At 61.4% G+C, this 20,529-nt stretch carries 16 protein-coding genes; 11 read left to right on the top strand and 5 right to left on the bottom strand.

What is annotated here, in order from left to right:
- Positions 1-15: 15 nt before the first annotated feature.
- Positions 16-1,398 (bottom strand): amino acid permease, encoded by a 1,383-nt coding sequence (locus ACQKPZ_RS04935; protein ID WP_427535875.1) that lies wholly within the window; start codon positions 1,396-1,398, stop codon positions 16-18.
- A gap of 255 nt (positions 1,399-1,653) precedes the next feature.
- Between ACQKPZ_RS04935 and ACQKPZ_RS04930 the strand changes: the two genes are divergently transcribed.
- Complete coding sequence (locus ACQKPZ_RS04930; RefSeq protein ID WP_012273282.1) at positions 1,654-2,550, top strand: LysR substrate-binding domain-containing protein; 897 nt, start codon at positions 1,654-1,656, stop codon at positions 2,548-2,550.
- 235 nt (positions 2,551-2,785) lie between these two features.
- Positions 2,786-4,036, top strand: coding sequence for a 2-aminoadipate transaminase (locus ACQKPZ_RS04925; protein WP_427535874.1), 1,251 nt, complete (start codon positions 2,786-2,788; stop codon positions 4,034-4,036).
- Positions 4,037-4,039: 3 nt separating this feature from the next.
- Here ACQKPZ_RS04925 and ACQKPZ_RS04920 read toward each other — a convergent pair whose 3' ends face one another.
- Positions 4,040-4,342 carry a hypothetical protein gene (locus ACQKPZ_RS04920; RefSeq protein ID WP_201199645.1) on the bottom strand — a complete coding sequence of 101 codons (303 nt, stop codon included), beginning with the start codon at positions 4,340-4,342 and terminating at the stop codon, positions 4,040-4,042.
- A gap of 245 nt (positions 4,343-4,587) precedes the next feature.
- Here ACQKPZ_RS04920 and ACQKPZ_RS04915 point away from each other — a divergent pair, with 245 nt between their 5' ends.
- The 3 genes from ACQKPZ_RS04915 to ACQKPZ_RS04905 all read left to right on the top strand — a co-directional run bounded on the left by ACQKPZ_RS04915 (position 4,588) and on the right by ACQKPZ_RS04905 (position 8,110).
- Entirely contained in the window at positions 4,588-5,013 is a 426-nt protein-coding gene (locus ACQKPZ_RS04915) for a hypothetical protein (RefSeq protein ID WP_427535873.1), read from the top strand.
- A 73-nt stretch (positions 5,014-5,086) separates the two neighbouring features.
- Positions 5,087-7,198: an elongation factor G gene (gene fusA / locus ACQKPZ_RS04910; protein WP_427535872.1), complete on the top strand. Its 2,112-nt coding sequence runs from the start codon at positions 5,087-5,089 to the stop codon at positions 7,196-7,198.
- 96 nt (positions 7,199-7,294) lie between these two features.
- The gene (locus ACQKPZ_RS04905) at positions 7,295-8,110 is read left to right on the top strand and encodes an RHS repeat-associated core domain-containing protein (protein WP_427535871.1); all 816 of its coding nucleotides are present in this window, start codon (positions 7,295-7,297) and stop codon (positions 8,108-8,110) included.
- Between the two features lie 121 nt (positions 8,111-8,231).
- Here ACQKPZ_RS04905 and ACQKPZ_RS04900 read toward each other — a convergent pair whose 3' ends face one another.
- From ACQKPZ_RS04900 to mgtA, 3 genes are all read right to left on the bottom strand, one after another.
- Positions 8,232-9,674 (bottom strand): SulP family inorganic anion transporter, encoded by a 1,443-nt coding sequence (locus tag ACQKPZ_RS04900; RefSeq protein ID WP_427535870.1) that lies wholly within the window; start codon positions 9,672-9,674, stop codon positions 8,232-8,234.
- A 92-nt stretch (positions 9,675-9,766) separates the two neighbouring features.
- The gene (locus tag ACQKPZ_RS04895) at positions 9,767-10,927 is read right to left on the bottom strand and encodes a hypothetical protein (protein WP_427535869.1); all 1,161 of its coding nucleotides are present in this window, start codon (positions 10,925-10,927) and stop codon (positions 9,767-9,769) included.
- A 77-nt stretch (positions 10,928-11,004) separates the two neighbouring features.
- A complete protein-coding gene (gene mgtA, locus ACQKPZ_RS04890) occupies positions 11,005-13,689 on the bottom strand; it encodes a magnesium-translocating P-type ATPase (RefSeq protein ID WP_427535868.1) in 2,685 nt (894 codons plus the stop codon).
- Positions 13,690-13,939: 250 nt separating this feature from the next.
- Between mgtA and ACQKPZ_RS04885 the strand changes: the two genes are divergently transcribed.
- From ACQKPZ_RS04885 to nuoC, 6 genes are all read left to right on the top strand, one after another.
- Positions 13,940-14,704, top strand: a complete 765-nt coding sequence (locus ACQKPZ_RS04885) for a secretin N-terminal domain-containing protein (RefSeq protein WP_427535867.1) — start codon at positions 13,940-13,942, stop codon at positions 14,702-14,704.
- A gap of 490 nt (positions 14,705-15,194) precedes the next feature.
- Positions 15,195-16,520, top strand: coding sequence for an isocitrate lyase (gene aceA, locus ACQKPZ_RS04880; RefSeq protein WP_054913919.1), 1,326 nt, complete (start codon positions 15,195-15,197; stop codon positions 16,518-16,520).
- A 263-nt stretch (positions 16,521-16,783) separates the two neighbouring features.
- Positions 16,784-17,446, top strand: a complete 663-nt coding sequence (locus ACQKPZ_RS04875) for a lysoplasmalogenase (RefSeq protein WP_427535866.1) — start codon at positions 16,784-16,786, stop codon at positions 17,444-17,446.
- Between the two features lie 384 nt (positions 17,447-17,830).
- Positions 17,831-18,244, top strand: a complete 414-nt coding sequence (locus ACQKPZ_RS04870) for an NADH-quinone oxidoreductase subunit A (RefSeq protein WP_003251427.1) — start codon at positions 17,831-17,833, stop codon at positions 18,242-18,244.
- Between the two features lie 10 nt (positions 18,245-18,254).
- Positions 18,255-18,932 carry a NuoB/complex I 20 kDa subunit family protein gene (locus ACQKPZ_RS04865; RefSeq protein ID WP_008096180.1) on the top strand — a complete coding sequence of 226 codons (678 nt, stop codon included), beginning with the start codon at positions 18,255-18,257 and terminating at the stop codon, positions 18,930-18,932.
- A 79-nt stretch (positions 18,933-19,011) separates the two neighbouring features.
- A partial coding sequence (gene nuoC / locus ACQKPZ_RS04860) for an NADH-quinone oxidoreductase subunit C/D (protein ID WP_427535865.1) occupies positions 19,012-20,529 on the top strand: 1,518 nt, incomplete at its 3' end.

The following is a 20,529-nucleotide window of genomic DNA, read 5'->3' as shown; positions in this document are numbered from 1 at the left end:
ATTAAAGCAGAAACATCAGGCGGTCTGGGCAACCACCTTGGCGCGCCGCTGGGTCAGCGAAACCAGCAGGATGAACGCGGTCACACCGGCGGTCATCAGCGTTTCATAGCGATAGGTATCACTGAACAGCATGTAGCCCAGCACCATGGCGATGGTGCCGATCACCAGCCAGGTCAGGTACGGGAACAGCCACATCTTCAGTTCCAGCGGGCGCCCTTCGCGTTCGGCGCGGGCACGCATGCGCAGTTGCGACACGGCAATGACCAGGTACACCAGCAAGGCAATGGCGCCCGTAGTGGACAACAGGAAGCCGAAGACCTTACCGGGGAACACATAGTTGACAAAGCAACCGGCAAAGCCTGCCAGGGTGGAGAAGATGACCGCCACGGTCGGCACGCCGGAACCGGAAATACGCTTGGTCACGCTCAGCGCCTGGCCACGCGCGCCCAGCGAATAGAGCATGCGCGAGGCGGTGTACAAGCCCGAGTTCATGCAGCTGGTCACGGCCACCAGCACCACCAGGTCGACCAGCAGCTTGGCGCCCGGCACGTTAAGCACTTCCAGTACGCGCTGGAAAGAACCAACCGCTTTCAGCTGCGGGTCGTTCCAGGCCACCAGCGACACCACCAGGAAGATCGACGCCAGGTAGAAGATGGCGATGCGGTACACCACCAGGTTGGTGGCACGGCGGATCTTGTCTTTCGGGTTGGCGGTTTCGTCAGCAGCAATGGTGACGATTTCGGCACCGAAGAACGAGAAGATGGTAATCAGCACGCCACCCAGCACGGTACCAAAGCCGTTGGGCATAAAGCCGCCGTTGTCCCACAGCCGGCTGACGCCGGACACCTCGGCCAGCGGCCAGAAGCCGAACACCGCCAGGGTGCAGACACCGATGAAACCGATGATCGCCACCACCTTGACCAGGGCGAACCAGTACTCGAAGGCACCAAAGTTTTTCACGCTGACCAGGTTGGTACCCGACAGCACCAACATGATCAGGAAGGCGAACAGCCAGGACGGCACGCCAGGGAAGTAGGCATGCAGGATATCGGCGCCAGCAATGGCCTCTACTGGAATGATCAGCACCCAGAACCACCAGTACAACCAGCCGATGGTAAAGCCCGCCCAGGGGCCGATGGCCTCGGAGGCGTAGGTGGAGAACGAGCCGCTGTTGGGGTTGGCGATGGCCATTTCACCGAGCATGCGCATCACCAGCAGCACCAGCAGGCCGGTCATGGCATAGGAGATGAGGATGGCCGGGCCGGCGGTGGCAATGGCGTTGGAAGAGCCGATGAACAAGCCAGCACCGATGATGCCGGCAATGGAAATCATGGACACCTGACGCGAGGTCAGGCCGTGCTGCAGGGAACGTTGTTTCTTGTTGTCTTGCGAAGCCATGAAGAACCCTCGAATGGGTCGGCCGCGGCATGGCGGCTGAAGGTCGGAGCAGATTTCTTATTAATTTCTGATACGTGTTGTTGTTGTTTTGCAGATGCCGGAAGCGGGTACTGACCTCCTCTTCGCATGACCGGTTGTAATCATTGATCCAGGTCAGTATTAATCTATAGGCTGGGGTCAACAAACGACCTTTTCGAACCACATGATTCCGTTTCGGAATGAACTCCTTCCTTTTTTGCTCGGTATTTGCCCGTCATGTCCAAACGCCTGATGCCTTCGACCACCGCCCTTCAGTGCTTCGAAGCGGCTGCCCGCCACCTCAGTTTCACCCGCGCGGCCCAGGAACTGCACCTGACCCAGAGCGCCGTCAGCAAGCAGGTGGCGCAGCTTGAAGACATGCTCTCGCACTCGCTGTTCCAGCGCATTCGCCGGCGCCTGCACCTGACCCCGGCCGGCGCGCTGTACCTCACCGAAGTGAACAAGATCCTCACCCAGATCGACATTTCCAGCCGCTATATCCTCAGCTACGGCGACGAAACCGAAGTGCTGCGCATTGCCACCCAGCCCACCTTCGGCGCACGCTGGCTGGTGCCCAAACTCAAGGGTTTCGGCGACCGATACCCCCGTATCCACCTGGACGTACGCAACGAACTGGAGCCATTCGACCTGGTGCAGGCCAAGGCCGACATCGCATTCTTCTTCGGCCAGGGCACCTGGCCCGGGGCAACCTGTATCGAGCTGTTCAGCGAAGAAGTGGTGCCGGTGTGCAGCCCGCAGTTGCTGGCCAACCACCGTTTCGACAGCGCCCAGGCGCTGACCGAGCACCGCCTGCTGCAATGCGTGTCCCGGCCCGAGGCCTGGCATGAATGGTTCCTAGGGCTGGGCTTGCACAGCCAGAACAGCTACCACGGGCCGCGCTTCGACACGTTCTACCTGTGCATCCGTGCGGCCATCGCCGGCTGCGGCATTGCCCTGATTCCGCGCTATCTGGTGGCCGAGGAGCTGAGCGAGGGCAAGCTGGTGGTGGCCTGGGACCACCCGGTGGCGAGCAATGGCCGGCACTTCATTGCGCATGCCGAGCATGCCGCCGAAGTGCCCAAGATCCGGGCCTTTGTGCAGTGGATTCGGGAGCGGGTGGCTGAGGGGGATTGAGGCAGCCTGTACCGGCCTCTTCGCGGGCTTGCCCGCTCCCACAGGATCAGCGCAAGTTCGAACACTGTGCAGTACCTGTGGGAGCGGGCAAGCCCGCGAAGAGGCCGGCACAGGAAACACAAAATACCGGCCAGATCACGAATCCATGGAATGACCGCAATCGAATAATTCGTTTGCGGAATAATCCGTCAACACGCTTGGATAATAAGAAACTCGAACAAGGTCCCGCGTGCCCATGAACCAGGAAAGTATCAGCCAGTCCATTGCCATCGTTCACCCGATCACACTTTCCCATGGCCGCAATGCCGAAGTCTGGGACACTGACGGCAAACGCTACATCGACTTCGTCGGCGGTATCGGCGTACTCAACCTGGGCCACTGCAACCCGGCCGTGGTCGAGGCCATCCAGGCCCAGGCCGCCCGCCTCACCCACTACGCCTTCAACGCAGCACCCCACGGCCCGTACCTGGCGCTGATGGAGCAACTGAGCCAGTTCGTACCGGTCAGCTACCCGCTGGCCGGCATGCTCACCAACAGCGGCGCGGAAGCGGCGGAAAACGCCCTGAAAGTGGCCCGTGGCGCTACCGGCAAGCGCGCCATCATCGCCTTCGACGGCGGCTTCCACGGCCGCACCCTGGCTACCCTGAACCTCAACGGCAAGGTCGCCCCGTACAAGCAACGGGTCGGCGAACTGCCGGGGCCTGTGTACCACCTGCCCTACCCCAGCGCCGATACCGGGGTCACCTGCGAACAGGCACTCAAGGCCATGGACCGCCTGTTCAGCGTCGAGTTGGCAGTGGAAGACGTGGCGGCGTTCATTTTCGAGCCGGTACAAGGTGAAGGCGGCTTCCTCGCCCTCGACCCGGTCTTTGCCCAGGCCCTGCGCCGGTTCTGCGACGAACACGGCATCCTGATCATCATCGACGAAATCCAGTCGGGCTTCGGCCGCACCGGCCAGCGCTTCGCCTTCCCGCGTCTGGGCATCGAGCCCGACCTGCTGCTGTTGGCCAAGAGCATTGCCGGCGGCATGCCGCTGGGTGCAGTGGTGGGGCGCAAGGACTTGATGGCGTCGCTGCCCAAGGGCGGCCTGGGTGGTACCTATTCGGGCAACCCGATTGCCTGTGCGGCGGCGCTGGCCAGCCTGGCGCAGATGACCGACGAAAACGTCGCCACCTGGGGTGAGCGCCAGGAGCAGGCCATCGTCAGCCGCCACCAGCGCTGGAAGGCTTCGGGCCTGTGCCCTTATATCGGTCGCCTGACCGGCGTGGGCGCCATGCGTGGCATCGAGTTCGTCAATGCCGATGGCAGCCCGGCCCCGGCGCAACTGGCCAAGGTCATGGAAGCAGCAAGGGCCAAAGGCCTGCTGCTGATGCCGAGCGGCAAGGCGCGGCACATCATCCGCCTGCTGGCACCGCTGACCATCGAGGCCGAAGTGCTCGAAGAAGGGCTGGATATACTCGAGCAGTGCCTGGCGGAGTTGAACTGAGCGTTACAGGCCCAGTTCTGCCGGGGTGAGCATGTCGGACTCGAAGGCAATCCAGCCGCCTTCGAGTTCGGCGTGGCCGTTGACGATCGGGCCGTAGTAGGTCAGGCCGTTCTCCAGGGTCACGCAGATGTGCGTGGCATTCTTTTCAGGTGCCGCGAGCGTACCGACGAAATGCACCTTTTTCAGGGTCTCGGTCACCGCCTCCAGGCCAACGCGCATGTTTGGGTTTTCCGAGGCCTCGGTATCGCCCCCGCGGTCTTCGGCGCTGATGGTGACGGTGGCAATGTACGGGTACTTTGTGCTCAAGCGGGGTTACCTCAGTGGGTGTTTGGCGTATGGGCGCGTAGAGTACGGCAGGCGGTCCCGGTTGTCTCTACTGGCCTCTTCGCGGGCACGCCCGCTCCCACAGGGACTGCACAGCACTCAAAGCCTGTGTTGTACCTGTGGGAGCGGGTTCACCCGCGAAAGGGCCAGGCCTGCAAAAGGTGATCTGGCTGCCCCGATCTGTTAGGGTGCCCGCCGATGCACGCCACACCACACGAGGACCCCACGTGAGCGCCGAAGAACCCCTGATCGCCGACCTGTTCGATGTCGACAAACGCCTGTCCCTCAAGCCCGTCGTGGACTTCAACAGCTACCTGCGCAACGCCTTCGGCGAAGGCCCGTGCCGCTGCCACCGCTGCGTGGAAGGTGCCGACCAGGCCACCTACAGCCACGCCCACAGCTTCACCTTCGAAGGCCGCCAATGGCACCGCCGCTTCGCCAGCACCGCCGGCAGCGACGTCGCCCAGGTGCTGAAAAAAGCCTGGCTGTCGTACACCAAGGCCGACCTCAACCTGGTCGGCGCGCTGGACCTGACCACCCTCAAGACCTTCACCGAAGCCACCCTGCACGCGCGCCTGCTGGCCCTGCTGCCCGCCAGCGGCCTGGCCCGTGAAGTGGATGGCCAGTGGATGCTGCAAGCCCAGGCCGATTGACGGCCCGGCGGCACGGCAGGATTCCACCGGTCTGCTAACGTGGTGGAATCCGCCCAGCCGCAGGTAGTCCGCCATGGCCCGCACAACGCCCATCGAGCTGTACCGCAATATCGGCATCGTCGCCCACGTTGACGCCGGCAAGACCACCACCACCGAGCGGATCCTGTTCTACACCGGGGTCAACCACAAGATGGGCGAGGTGCACGATGGTGCCGCGACCATGGACTGGATGGCCCAGGAGCAGGAACGCGGCATCACCATCACTTCGGCGGCGACCACGGCGTTCTGGCAAGGCTCGACCAAGCAGTTCGCGCACAAGTACCGCTTCAACATCATCGACACCCCTGGCCACGTCGACTTCACCATTGAGGTGGAGCGTTCATTGCGCGTGCTCGATGGCGCCGTGGTGGTATTCAGTGGCGCTGACGGCGTAGAGCCGCAGTCCGAGACGGTGTGGCGCCAGGCCAACAAATACCACGTGCCGCGCCTGGCCTACATCAACAAGATGGACCGCCAGGGCGCCGACTTCTTGCGCGTGGTCAAACAGATCGACCAGCGCCTGGGCCACCACCCGGTGCCGATCCAGCTGGCCATTGGCAGCGAAGAGAATTTCATCGGCCAGATCGACCTGGTGAAGATGAAGGCCATCTACTGGAACGATGCCGATAACGGTACCAGCTACCGCGAGGAAGAAATCCCCGCCGAACTTCAGGCGCTGGCCGACGAATGGCGCGCGCACATGATCGAGGCGGCGGCAGAAGCCAATGACGAGCTGACCATGAAGTTTCTCGAAGGCGAGGAACTGACCATCGACGAGATCAAGGCCGCGCTGCGCCAGCGCACAATCGCCAACGAAATCGTTCCGACCATTCTCGGCTCCTCGTTCAAGAACAAGGGCGTGCCGCTGATGCTCGATGCGGTCATCGATTACCTCCCTGCCCCGTCGGAAATCCCGGCAATCAAGGGCACCGACCCCGACGACGAAGACAAGCACCTGGAGCGCCACGCCGACGACAAGGAGCCGTTCTCGGCCCTGGCCTTCAAGATCGCCACCGACCCGTTCGTCGGTACACTCACCTTCGCCCGCGTCTATTCCGGTGTACTCAGCTCCGGCAACGCGGTGCTCAACTCGGTCAAGGGCAAGAAGGAACGTATTGGCCGCATGGTGCAGATGCACGCCAACCAGCGCGCCGAAATCAAGGACGTGTGCGCCGGCGACATCGCCGCGCTTATCGGCATGAAGGACGTGACCACCGGCGACACCCTGTGCGACATGGACAAGCCGATCATCCTCGAACGCATGGACTTCCCCGACCCGGTGATTTCCGTGGCGGTGGAGCCGAAAACCAAGGCCGACCAGGAAAAAATGGGCATCGCCCTGGGCAAACTGGCCCAGGAAGATCCGTCTTTCCGCGTGCGCACCGACGAAGAAACCGGGCAGACCATCATCTCCGGCATGGGCGAGTTGCACCTGGACATCATCGTCGACCGCATGCGCCGCGAGTTCAACGTCGAAGCCAACATTGGCAAGCCACAAGTGGCTTACCGCGAAAAAATCCGCAATACCTGCGAGATCGAAGGGCGCTTCGTACGCCAGTCCGGCGGACGTGGCCAGTATGGCCATTGCTGGATCCGCTTCGCCCCCGGTGATGAAGGCAAGGAAGGCCTGGAGTTCATCAACGAGATTGTCGGCGGCGTGGTACCACGCGAGTACATACCGGCGATCCAGAAGGGTATTGAAGAGCAAATGAAAAACGGCGTGCTTGCCGGCTACCCGCTTATCAACCTGAAGGCGGCGGTGTTCGACGGCTCGTACCACGACGTCGACTCAAACGAGATGGCCTACAAGATCGCTGCGTCCATGGCCACCAAGCAGCTGTCGCAGAAAGGTGGCGCGGTGCTGCTGGAGCCGGTGATGAAGGTGGAAGTGGTAACGCCCGAGGAATACCAGGGCGATATCCTGGGCGACCTGAGCCGGCGCCGCGGCATGATTCAGGATGGCGACGAAACGCCGGCCGGCAAGGTAATCCGCGCCGAGGTGCCGCTGGGCGAGATGTTCGGCTATGCCACCTCGATGCGCTCGATGACCCAGGGCCGGGCCAGCTTCTCGATGGAGTTCACCCGCTATGCCGAGGCCCCGGCGAGCATTGCCGATGGCATCGTCAAGAAGAACCGCGGGGAGTAGCGCGAAGACCTGTCAGTTTTGCCAGTTGGCGACGTTTTGTGGGCATTACAGACTGTTGCGAATGCGATAGCCGACAGACATGCCCACAGGTTCTCTATGAGAAAGCAATCACGTGCCACAGTTTCAGCGGAGCTACCAGCAACCGACTCGTCGAAGGTGACTTTAAACAGGCTGCAAAGCTCAGAGAAAAACACATGGGCTTTCTTGCCATCTGGCTTTACGTCATTGAGCCCGAGCGCCGCACCCTCGCTATTGTTCAAGGGTGAGAAGCTTGAATTTTCAGGAATTTACCTGCTGGGCGAAGGCTATCACCGCCCCTATAATCCGCAACTTATGCGATTTCACTCACCTGACACCCTGAGCCCTTTCGGCGCAGGCGGTGTTCACGCGTATGCGTATTGCGCTGGCGACCCCATCAATAACGTTGACCCAACCGGACACTATCCTGTACGGATGAAACGCTCCATCTCAATTAGCACGTTCCCCTTGGACAGCGACACCATCACCCACATCCTGGCGAACCAAAAGTCAGTCGAAGTAACCAGAGCGATGATGGACGTTGTGGTGCCTGGAAAAGCGCATTACCAAAAGATCGATATATTTGGCATGGTTGAGAAAGCGCTCGACAGTAAACGGCCAAGCGCAATCACAACGCACCTTCAAGAGCGGCTATCTGTCAGGCAGGGGGCCAATGCGTCCAATCTCGTTGACAGCTACCCCAAAACCTATGAAAAAGCGTTGGAGCAAGAAGCGAAAGCGAGGATTTTTCTAAGCCAACATAGCTCAACGACGCCAAGTTCTAATGCCAAATATGGAAAATTGGCAATCGAAGCCACAACTTCAATGCAACAGGCACTGAGCCAGCGTGAACGCTTGAAACATGTGAAAAACAGAATCAGAAGAGATGGATAGCCTTGCCGGTACATCCTGGCAAAGAAAGCGAGTGCGACGCCAGGCGCTGACGACTCCGCACGGTACAACGGGTGCAGCTCAAGCGTAACTGCTGGCCGCAACCCTTATTGTGCCAACAGCGTCAAGGCTGCTCACCCGCTCGCTTAAGCAACTTCTTGCACCGCTCCGACAGGTGAACAACGCGCAAATGCTTGCCCGCCTTGGCATAGCGCTCGCGCAAGGTCTTCAGCGCCGCGACCGCCGAGTAATCCACAAAACTCAAATGCTGGCAATCCAGCGTGACCTGGGCCGGGTCGGTGGCAGCATCGAACTGGTTGAGAAACGATGCGGTCGAGGCAAAGAACAGCGTGCCATGTACCTGGTAGCACTTGCCGCCTTCTGCGTCTTCATGGCTGTCGGCATACAACTCCCGCGCATGCTGCCAGGCAAAGTTGAGCGCCGCGATGATGATGCCGAACATTACCGCCATGGCCAGGTCGGTAAACACCGTGACCACGGTGACCGCAATGATCGCCAGCACATCGTTCACCGGCACCTTGTGCAGCACCCGCAACGACGCCCAGGCAAAGGTCTGCTGGGCCACCACGAACATCACCCCTACCAGCGCTGCCAGCGGAATACGCTCGATCAACGGCGACAGGAACAACACGAACAGCAGAATCATCACGCCCGCCACCACGCCAGACAACCGGCCACGGCCATTGGAGCTGAGGTTGATCACCGTCTGCCCGATCATCGCGCAACCACCCATGCCCCCGCACAGGCCCGAGACCATGTTCGCCGCGCCCAGTGCCACGCACTCGCGGTCCGGGAAACCACGGCTCTCGGTAATTTCATCTGTCAGGTTGAGGGTAAGCAGGGTTTCCAGCAGGCCGACCATGGCCATCAGCACCGCGTAGGGGGCAATGATCTTCAGGGTTTCCAGGTTCCAGGGTACATCCGGCAGCGCCAGCGCCGGCAGGCCGCCGGCGATGTGCGCCATGTCACCCAGGGTGCGGGTAGGCAGCCCAAGCAGGTAAACCAGCAGGCCAACACCCAGGATTGCCACCAGCGCCGGCGGTACCGCACGGGTCAGTTTCGGCAGCACATAAACCACCGCCATGGTCAGCACCACCAGGCCGATCATCAGGTACAGCGGCGTGCCACTGAGCCAGTGTTCGCCGTCTTTGAAGTGTTCCAGCTGAGCCATGGCGATGACGATGGCCAGACCGTTCACGAAGCCGAGCATTACCGGGTACGGCACCAGCCGCACCAGCTTGCCCAGGCGCAGCAGGCCGAACAGGATCATCACCACCCCGCCCAACAGCACCGTGGCCAGCAGGTACTGCACGCCGTGCTGCACCACCAGCGCCACGATCACCACCGCCATCGAGCCGGCGGCGCCGGAAATCATCCCTGGCCGGCCGCCAAACAGTGCCGTGAGGGTACAGATGATGAACGCCCCATACAGGCCCATCAGCGGGTTGAGGTGGGCCACCAGGGCAAAGGCGATGCACTCGGGCACCAGGGCAAACGAGGTGGTCAGGCCGGCAAGCAGGTCGGCGCGTAGACGGGCGGGTTTCATGGGCATCCTGATAGGCGGTGCGGGTGGGCGGTACAAAAAACAAGGGGCGCGATGTTACGTAATTTGTCTGGCAGCGGCCACCGCAACGGCGCCTATCGCCCGGCCGATGTCAGCCATTCAGCCATCGAGGTGTCTTCGAGTGCATACTCGCCACGGTTGGCCTTCCATACCAGCTCCTTGTCGCGCAAAGCATCAAGTGCCTTCTGCACATTGGGCGTAGTGGCATTGGCCTCGGCTTGGGCCAGTTCCAGCTTGCGGCTGACATCGGCCAGGGTTTGCTCGGTAAACGGCGAAAACGGCTGCTGGCCCAGCGTGCGCTCGGCCATTACCCCAAGCACTGCCTGTTGCAAGGGCGAGAGCTCGTTCCAGGCGCTTTCGTAGTCACTCCACACGCCGGCCTGATGGTTGAGTGCCCCGTTGCGCAGCAGTTCACCCAGGTTACCCGCCTCACCCAGGCCGACGCTGACCTCGGCCAACAGCTTGTTGAGCATTTCAGGGCGCCGGCCCACCAGCTCGAAAGCGTACGCCAGGTCCTCGACCTTGAACTGGTTGCTGTCAGCCAGGCGCTGGTTCCACAAGGCCGTGATGAACTCGACGTATTCACGCCCCAGCAAGGGGAATGGCGTGATACTGGCACCAAAGAACGGCTGCTTGCTCTTCAACACAAGGTTGGCCAGCTTGTCGCGGCTGGAACCGGTGAACACCAGGCGCAAGCCATCCGGGCGGTCACCACGGTTGAGATGGTCCCGCGCGGCCTTTAGCGCGAACATCGCATTCAGGCCATCTTCACTGTTGAGTGCATGCTGGGCTTCGTCGATGATCAATACCACCATCTGCCCCGACACTTGATGCAGCACGGCAAGCGCCTGAGCCAAGGTCGTACCCTCAGGCAGTTGCGGGCGAGTGAAATCCCAACTGAGGGTACGCAACAGGTTTACCTTGTCGATGCCGGCCTTTTTCGCCGCCTTGGCCAGCGCCCCTTCGAAGCTGCCCAGTGCAGCACCGATGGCACCACTGATGAGCTCTGCCGGCGCGGCGTCACGGTCCGACCACAGGTCGACGTAAACCGGTAACCAGCCGCGCCGTACGCATTCCGGAATGAAGTCATTATTGAGGAAGGTACTCTTGCCCGTACGCCGGGGCGCAGCGAGGAACATGCCCGAGCTGTAATCGACCAGCGACTCGCCCGCCAGGTCCTGGCCCAGGGCCTTGGCCAACTGATCACGACGCAGGAGCGGGCGAATGGGAGGCATGTGATTATCCTTGATTATCTGGATGACTATAATTTATAGCCTACAAGATAAAACACGTATAAAACAGCCTCCCCCGCTCAGAACCACTGGCCAAAGCGACGGATGTACAGCGCCTTGATCCCTTGCGCCAACACGCAGTACCCCACCAGCGTTGCCAGCAGCCAAGGGAAGTAGGCCAGCGGCAGTGGCACCAGACCGACCATCGCCCCCAGCGGGGAGAACGGCAGGTAGACACCCAGCCCCATTACCAACACCGTGGCCAGGGTCACCGGCAGGGCCGCACGGCTTTGCAGGAACGGCACCTTGCGAGTGCGCAGCATGTGCACCACCAGGGTCTGCGAAAGCAGCCCTTCGACGAACCAGCCCGACTGGAACAGCGCCTGCATGTGCACGCTGCTGGCAGCGAACACGTACCACATCAGCGCAAACGTGGTGATATCGAACACCGACGAGGTCGGCCCGACCCACAGCATGAAGCGGCCAATGTTGCGCGCATCCCAAGTGCGTGGTGCAAGCAGCAGGTCGCTGTCCAGCCGATCCCACGGCAGCGCCAGTTGCGAGGCGTCGTACATCAGGTTCTGCAGCAGCATCTGGATGGCCAGCATCGGCAGGAACGGAATGAACGCGCTGGCTACCAGCACCGAGAACACGTTGCCAAAGTTGGAACTGGCCGTCATGCACAGGTACTTCATGATGTTGCCGAAGGTTTCCCGCCCTTGCAGCACGCCATCGCCCAGCACCATCAGGCTTTTTTCCAGCAGGATGATATCGGCCGACTCCTTGGCGATGTCGGTAGCGCTGTCAACCGAAATGCCAACGTCGGCATCGCGCAGCGCCGGGGCGTCGTTGATGCCGTCACCGAGAAAGCCCACGGTATGGCCATTGCCCTGCAGGGCCCTGAGCACCCGGGACTTCTGCAACGGAGCAAGCCTGGCGAACACCGTGCGCGCTTCCACCTCCACACCCAACCGGGCGTCGTCCATGCCTTCGATGGCCTGACCCAGCAGCGGCTCGCCAGGGTTCAGACCAACCTCATGGCACACCTTGCAGCACACTTCGGCACTGTCGCCGGTCAGCACCTTGACCTGCACGCCCATGCCGGCAAGCGCCTGAATCGCCGGCCCGGCGCTTTCCTTGGGCGGGTCGAGGAAGGTCAGGATGCCGCGAATGACCAGGTCGTGCTCATCCTCGGCAACGTACTCCAGCTTGCCCTGATCGCTGCCCAGCTCGCGGGTGGCCAACAACAGCACGCGCAGCCCTTCGGCATTGCGGGCATCGGCAAAGGCACGCAACTGTTCACGGCGCTGCTCGTCAAGCGGCACACGCTGGCCAGCCAACTCGACCTGGCTGGCGATCTCGAGCATTTCCTCGACGGCGCCCTTGCTGACCATCAGCCGGTCGCCCAGCGGGTCCTTGACCACCACCGACAGCCGCCGACGAATGAAGTCGAACGGCAGCTCATCGACCTTGCTGTAGGCAAACGGCGCCTGGAACCCGGGCTGTTCTGCGGTACGCCGCAGCACGGCCTGGTCCATCAGGTTTTTTACCCCGCTCTGGTGGTGGCTGTTGAGCCAGGCCAGTTCCAGCAGCCGAGGGTCGACACCGCCATCGGCTGCCAGGCACTGCTCGAGGATGATCCGGTCCTCGGTCAGGGTGCCGGTCTTGTCGGTGCACAGCACATCCATCGAGCCGAAATTCTGGATCGCGTTCAGGCGTTTGACAACCACCCGCCGCCTGGCCATGGCCACGGCGCCCTTGGCCAGGTTGGCACTGACAATCATCGGCAGCATTTCCGGGGTGAGCCCCACGGCTACAGCCAGGGCGAACAGGAAAGCGTCGCCCCAGTCGTGCTTGGCAACGCCGTTGAGCAGAAACACCACCGGCACCATCACCAGCATGAAGCGGATCAGCAAGCGGCTGACACTGTTCACACCGCGATCGAAGGCGGTTTCGCTGCGCGAACCGGAAATCGCCTTGGCCAGGCTGCCGAAGTAGGTGCCCCGCCCGGTGGCAACCACAAGCGCGCGGGCACGGCCGTTGACCACATTGGTACCCATGAAGCACACGTTGGCGCGGTCCAGCAGCTGGCCCTCGTCACCGTCGTTGTCGCTGGCGCTCTTCTGCGCGACATGCCCGAGGGTGTCGTACTTCTCTACCGGCAACGCTTCGCCGGTCAGCACGGCCTGGCTGATGAACAGGTCTCGCGACTCGATCAGGCGTACATCGGCAGGGATCATGTCGCCAGCATGCAACTGCACCACATCGCCCACTACCAGTTCCGCCATCGGCACTTCGCGCAGGCGTGCGGCCTGGCCTTCATCTTCGCTACGCAGCACCGTGGCGGTAGTCCGCACCATGGCTTTCAGCGCGCTGGCAGCCTTGCCCGAGCGGTACTCCTGCCAGAAACGCAGCAGGGTGCTGAGGCTGACCATGGTGAGAATGATGATGAGCTTGGTCAGATCGGCGTCGCCAGCATTACCAGCCCGGGTCGGCAGCCAGTAATCGGTAACGAAACTGATCGCGCCCAGGGTCAGCAGCACATGGATGAACGGGTTGTTCAACGCACCGAGCAGTTGCAGCAGAGCCGACTGCGGCTTGCCGTGCAGCACCTCGTTACTGCCATGGTGCAACAGCCGCCGTGCGGCTTCGGCTTCACTCAGGCCATGCCGGCCCGATTCCAGGCGGGCGAAGGTATCGTCCAGCCCGGTGCGAGCAACCGGGGCCACAGCGGGTTGGAGGGTGTCGCGGTCTTTTACGGTCATGGTCTGTGCTCCTGCCGCAGGAGGCAATACGAAGCACAGGCCCGCCGGCTAGCCAGTGAGCAGGAGTACCTCGGATCGCAGTGTGATACTTCGTCGTACTGGCATCAGTGGTGTCTTTTGCAGGTATCGGAAACCCAAGGGTAGTTGTTGCGGGTACGGCCGGGGCGAAGCTGAAAAAGGTTTCATCATTCGCATCGGTAGCGGCCACGGCGTGATGCAGATCCAGCAGGAACCTGACAAATTTGCCATCATGTTGATTCACCCTGCGGAGATCATGGACATGCCGCTACGCCCCCTTTTCGCCTCCCTGCTGCTGGTCGCCTGCCTTGGCGCCCAGGCCGCCACCGAGGTCGTGCCGCTGCAGCATCGCGCCAGCGCCGAACTGCTGCCTGCGGCGCAGGCTTTCATCGGCAAGGACGGCACGGTCAGCGCCTTCGAGAACAAGCTGATCGTCAACGCCAGCCCAGAGCGCATCGACGATTTGCGCGCCTTGCTGCAACAACTGGACACCGCCCCCAAGCGCCTGCTGATCAGCGTCGACAACAACGACAGCAACTTCCAGGACAACCGCGGCAATGCACGCGTGATTCACTACGGCACCAGCAACCGGGACGGTGGCATGCAGCAGATTCAGGCCAGCGAAGGCCAGCCAGCGCTCATTCAGGTGGGCCAGAGCATCCCGATTACCAGCACCAGCACCGACGGCTACGGGCGCCTGCAGAGCAACACGGAATACCGCAACGTGACCCAGGGGTTCTACGTTACCCCAAGCCTGAGCGGTGACACTGTCCGCCTGCAAATAAGCACCAATAATGACCGCATCAGCAGCGAACGTGCCGATGTAGTGAAAGTGCAAAGCACCGACACGACAGTCACCGGCAAGCTCGGCGAATGGATCACCCTGGCAGGCTACAACCAGCAGAGCCAAGCCGACCGCAGCACGTCGAGCCGCAGTTACAGCACCCAGCGTGGTGAAAACATGACTTTACGTGTGAAAGTCGACCTTCTCGACTGATCCCAGGCAATTCAAGGCCTCGACCAAAGGCCTTGAAACTGACCGCCAAGTCGCATTAGACCAAAGATGTAGTAAGTGAAAAAATCCACTACAAAACATTTGACAGGGTCTTTTTCCCAAGGGCATGATGGCCTCGCTCCCGCTAATCAGGGGCCCTGGCAAGGGCCTTCGAGGCGTGCTCCTCCCACCCCTGGAGGCGCCTCGTGTCTATACGGCCCACAAGGCGGTTCGACGGGATTGTGACTGCAACGAAGAAGTTGTCCCGAGGGACGGAAGCGCATCACCGCAGTACTGGCAATCGCGTAGCACCGCAGCAAGGCAACCACGAGCCGACCTGCCGGAGCACACCTTCGCCTGGTCTGCCCACCCTTCCCCTTCGAGCCTTCGCGTTCGCCGCCGCACTCCTGCGAACAGGACAGCCGCCAGGCACCTGATCTGCTCCGAGCATCAGCACAATTAACCCAAGATCGATGCGACGAGGTTTATTTCCATGGCACTGACACGCGAACAGCAAATTGCAGCCCTCGAGAAAGACTGGGCCGAGAACCCGCGCTGGAAAGGCGTGACCCGTACCTACACCGCCGCTGATGTCGTTCGCCTGCGTGGCTCCGTGCAACCCGAGCACACCTTTGCCCGCCAGGGTGCAGAAAAACTGTGGAAGCTGGTCACCGAAGGTGCCCACCCGTCCTTCCGCCCAGAAAAAGATTTCGTCAACTGCATGGGTGCCCTGACCGGCGGCCAGGCAGTGCAGCAGGTAAAAGCCGGCATCCAGGCCATCTACCTGTCCGGCTGGCAGGTTGCCGCCGACAACAACTCGGCCGAGTCCATGTACCCAGACCAGTCGCTGTACCCGGTCGACTCGGTACCGACCGTGGTCAAGCGCATCAACAACGCATTCCGCCGCGCCGACCAGATCCAGTGGAAAGCCGGCAAGAACCCGGGCGACGATGGCTACATCGACTACTTCGCGCCTATCGTGGCTGACGCCGAAGCCGGTTTCGGCGGCGTGCTGAACGCCTACGAGCTGATGAAGAACATGATCGAGGCAGGCGCCGCCGGCGTGCACTTCGAAGACCAGCTGGCCTCGGTGAAAAAATGCGGCCACATGGGTGGCAAGGTACTGGTACCGACCCAGGAAGCCGTACAGAAGCTGGTGGCCGCGCGCCTGGCTGCTGACGTATCGGGCGTACCAACCATCATCCTGGCTCGTACCGACGCCAACGCCGCCGACCTGCTGACCAGCGACTGCGACCCGTACGACCAGCCGTTCGTGATTGGCGAGCGCACCCGTGAAGGCTTCTACAAGGTACGTGCCGGCCTCGACCAGGCCATCGCCCGTGGCCTGGCCTACGCCCCGTACGCCGACCTGATCTGGTGTGAAACCGCCAAGCCGGACCTGGACGAAGCCCGCCGCTTCGCCGAAGCGATCAAGAAGGAGTACCCGGACCAGATCCTGTCGTACAACTGCTCGCCGTCCTTCAACTGGAAGAAGAACCTGGACGACGCCACCATCGCCAAGTTCCAGCGCGAACTGTCGGCCATGGGCTACAAGCACCAGTTCATCACCCTGGCCGGCATTCACAACATGTGGCACGGCATGTTCAACCTGGCGCACGACTACGCCCGCAACGACATGACCGCCTACGTGAAGCTGCAAGAGCAGGAATTCGCTGACGCCAGCAAAGGCTACACCTTCGTGGCGCACCAGCAGGAAGTGGGCACTGGCTACTTCGACGACATGACCACCGTGATTCAGGGTGGGGCTTCGTCGGTGACTGCGCTGACCGGTTCGACTGAGGAAGAGCAGTTCCACTGATAGTGGGTTGCTGACAGAGGCCCGGGGCTTGCGAAAACCCCGGGCCTTTCTTTTAGGACTACACAGGGCTTGTAGGAGCGGCCTTGTGTCGCGAAAGGGCTGCGCAGCAGCCCCAGGATCTTGAGCAATGACATCAATTGCTGGGGCTGCTGTGCAGCCCTTTCGCGACACAAGGCCGCTCCTACAGGGATTGCGCCAAACCTGAGAACGCAAAACCCAGGATCAGGTCTATGCTTGAGGCAGCACAGCAGCAAGGACCGCCCATGCCTCGTCCAAGCCACCTGATGATTGCCGCCCTGGCCGCCGCTACCCTCTTTCTATATGCACTGGCCAGCGACAACACCCTGCTCGCCCTGCTGGCCAAACCCATTCCGGTGCTGGCCCTGATCGCCTGGCTGCGTAGCGCCCCCACCTCGCCCTACCGCATGTGGATCTCGACCGGCCTGGCGTTCTCGGTAATCGGCGACATCCTGCTGGCCATCCATGCCGACCTGTTCGTGTTCGGCCTGGCCGCCTTCCTCTGCGCCCACCTGGCCTACCTGCGGGCCTATTGCGGCCAGACCTTGCGGCCCGCCCTACCCGCACTCCTGCTCAGCGCCATCACCGGTATCACACTGTTCAGCGTACTCGCCAGTCACGGCCTCGGCCCACTATTGATCCCGGTTGCCCTGTACGCCCTGGCGATCAGCGCCATGCTGTGGCGCGCCCTGGCCTGCGGCGGCCTGGCTGCACTGGGTGCCGGCCTGTTCGTGTTCTCCGACAGCCTGATCGGCATCGACCGCTTCGTCAGCCCGTTTGCCGCCGCACCGTACCTGATCATCCTCGCCTACTGGCTCGGCCAGTGGGCCATCGCTTCATCAGTCGGTCATCGCTCAATCGATAAAGTATTGACCCAGAGCGGTGCAAGCGGCGCCGGGAGCTGCTAGAACACGAGCCTTTCGCATTTGCAAGTAGGGGGAATGGCCAGATGAACTTTACAAGGCGCAGAACAACCCAATTAAAAGGCATCAGGTCAAATGATATTAATTATCATTCCGAAACTTGTAATTCGTTACCAGTCGCAAGAAACATAATTAACAAAACCGCAGGCAATGCCCGAATTTCAAGGCTTTCAGCCAGTTAGGAGCGTGTTTTGTTCTAAATCCTACGAATAAATTTGCGACAGAAATTTTACTTGCATCGGGTTTACCCATAAAATCAGCCCGATTGATTCAGCTGCGACATTTGGTCACTGCACCTGCGACACCAAGTCGCCGCTCTACTTAATTTCAGACTGCAGAGCTTGGTCTCTGTGTATAAGGATTTCCAGCATGTCCGATTCGGCAGGACTCATCGCCCACAACTGGGGCTTTGCCATCTTCCTCCTGGGTGTCGTCGGCCTGTGTGCCTTCATGCTCGGCCTGTCCAGCCTGCTTGGTAGCAAGGCATGGGGCCGCGCCAAGAACGAACCTTTCGAATCCGGCATGCTGCCCGTCGGCAGCGCCCGCCTGCGCCTGTCCGCCAAATTCTATCTGGTCGCGATGCTGTTCGTGATCTTCGATATCGAAGCCCTCTTTCTCTTTGCATGGTCTGTGTCCGTCCGCGAAAGCGGCTGGACCGGGTTCGTCGAAGCTCTCGTTTTCATAGCAATTCTGTTGGCAGGTCTTGTCTACCTATGGCGCGTCGGTGCTCTTGATTGGGCTCCCGAAGGTCGCCGCAAGCGGCAAGCGAAGCTGAAACAATGAGGCTTTGGCAATGCAATACAATCTCACCAGAATCGATCCGGATGCGCCTAACGAGCAGTACCCGGTAGGTGAACGGGAAACCGTCACCGACCAGCTGCTAGAGGACCAGGTCCACAAGAACATCTACATGGGGAAACTCGAAGATGTGCTGCGTGGCGCGGTCAACTGGGGTCGCAAGAACTCCCTCTGGCCGTACAACTTCGGCCTGTCCTGCTGCTACGTGGAAATGACCACGGCCTTCACGGCACCCCACGACATCGCCCGCTTCGGCGCCGAAGTCATCCGGGCATCGCCGCGCCAGGCCGACTTCATGGTCATCGCCGGTACCTGCTTCGTGAAAATGGCGCCGATCATCCAGCGCCTGTACGAGCAGATGCTCGAGCCCAAGTGGGTCATCTCCATGGGGTCGTGCGCCAACTCCGGTGGCATGTACGACATTTACTCGGTCGTTCAGGGGGTCGACAAGTTCCTCCCCGTGGACGTCTATGTGCCTGGCTGCCCGCCACGCCCTGAGGCTTTCCTGCAAGGCTTGATGCTTTTGCAGGAGTCGATCGGCCAAGAACGACGCCCGCTTTCCTGGGTTGTTGGTGATCAAGGTATTTACCGTGCCGAGATGCCAGCCCAGAAAGACCTGCGTCGTGAGCAGCGCATTGCAGTGACCAACCTGCGCAGCCCCGACGAAGTCTGATCCAGCGACCTGCCGCCCGCTCCCGAAGGAGCCGGCGGCCTGGCTTCATTCTTAACGTTGACCCAAAGCGACCGAGACCATGACAGCGGACAACGCTATTTTCATTCCGCCCTACAAGGCTGACGACCAGGATGTGGTCGTCGAACTGAACAACCGTTTTGGCGCCGAAGCATTCGTCGCCCAGGAAACCCGCACCGGCATGCCCGTGCTGTGGGTCAAGCGCGCCCAGCTCAAAGAGGTGCTCAGCTTCCTGCGCGGCGTGGCCAAGCCATACAGCATGCTGTACGACCTGCACGGCGTCGACGAGCGCCTGCGCACCCAGCGCCGCGGCCTGCCTGCCGCCGACTTCAGCGTGTTCTACCACCTGTTGTCGGTCGAGCGTAACAGCGACGTGATGATCAAGGTGTCGCTCAGCGAAGGCGACCTGAACCTGCCGACCGTGACCGGTATCTGGCCTAACGCCAACTGGTACGAGCGCGAAGTCTGGGACATGTTCGGCATCGACTTTGCCGGCCACCCGCACCTCAGCCGCATAATGATGCCGCCCACCTGGGAAGGCCACCCGCTGCGCAAGGACTACCCTGCCCGCGCCACCGAGTTCGACCCGTACAGCCTTACCCTTGCCAAGCAGCAGCTTGAAGAGGAATCGGCACGCTTCAACCCGGAAGCCTGGGGCATGAAGCGCCAGGGCGCCAACGAGGACTACATGTTCCTCAACCTCGGCCCCAACCACCCTTCGGCGCACGGTGCGTTCCGTATCGTGCTGCAGCTGGACGGTGAAGAGATCGTCGACTGCGTACCGGACATCGGCTACCACCACCGTGGTGCCGAAAAAATGGCCGAGCGCCAGTCCTGGCACAGCTTCATCCCCTACACCGACCGTATCGACTACCTCGGCGGGGTGATGAACAACCTGCCATACGTGCTCGCGGTCGAGAAGCTGGCCGGCATCCAGGTGCCGCAGAAGGTCGACGTGATTCGCATCATGCTGGCCGAGTTCTTCCGCATCACCAGCCACTTGCTGTTCCTGGGTACCTACATCCAGGACGTCGGCGCCATGACCCCGGTGTTCTTCACCTTCACCGACCGCCAGCGCGCCTACACCGTGATCGAAGCGATCACCGGTTTCCGCCTGCACCCGGCCTGGTACCGCATCGGTGGCGTTGCCCACGACCTGCCGCGCGGCTGGGACAAACTGGTCAAGGACTTCGTCGAATGGCTGCCAAAGCGCCTCGACGAATACACCAAGGCTGCCCTGCAGAACAGCATCCTCAAGGGCCGCACGATCGGCGTTGCCGCGTACAACACCAAGGAAGCCCTGGAGTGGGGTACCACCGGTGCCGGCCTGCGCTCCACCGGTTGCGACTTCGACCTGCGTAAAGCCCGCCCTTACTCCGGCTACGAGAACTTCGAGTTCGAAGTACCGCTGGCCCACAACGGCGATGCCTACGATCGCTGCATGGTCCGTGTCGAGGAGATGCGCCAGAGTATCCGCATCATCGACCAGTGCCTGCGCAACATGCCGGAAGGCCCGTACAAGGCGGATCACCCGCTGACCACGCCGCCGCCGAAAGAGCGCACCCTGCAGCACATCGAA

Origin of the sequence: Pseudomonas sp. NPDC089547 (genome assembly GCF_050280665.1) — a bacterium.
GTDB lineage: Bacteria > Pseudomonadota > Gammaproteobacteria > Pseudomonadales > Pseudomonadaceae > Aquipseudomonas.
This window is presented reverse-complemented; position numbering and strand designations above follow the sequence as displayed.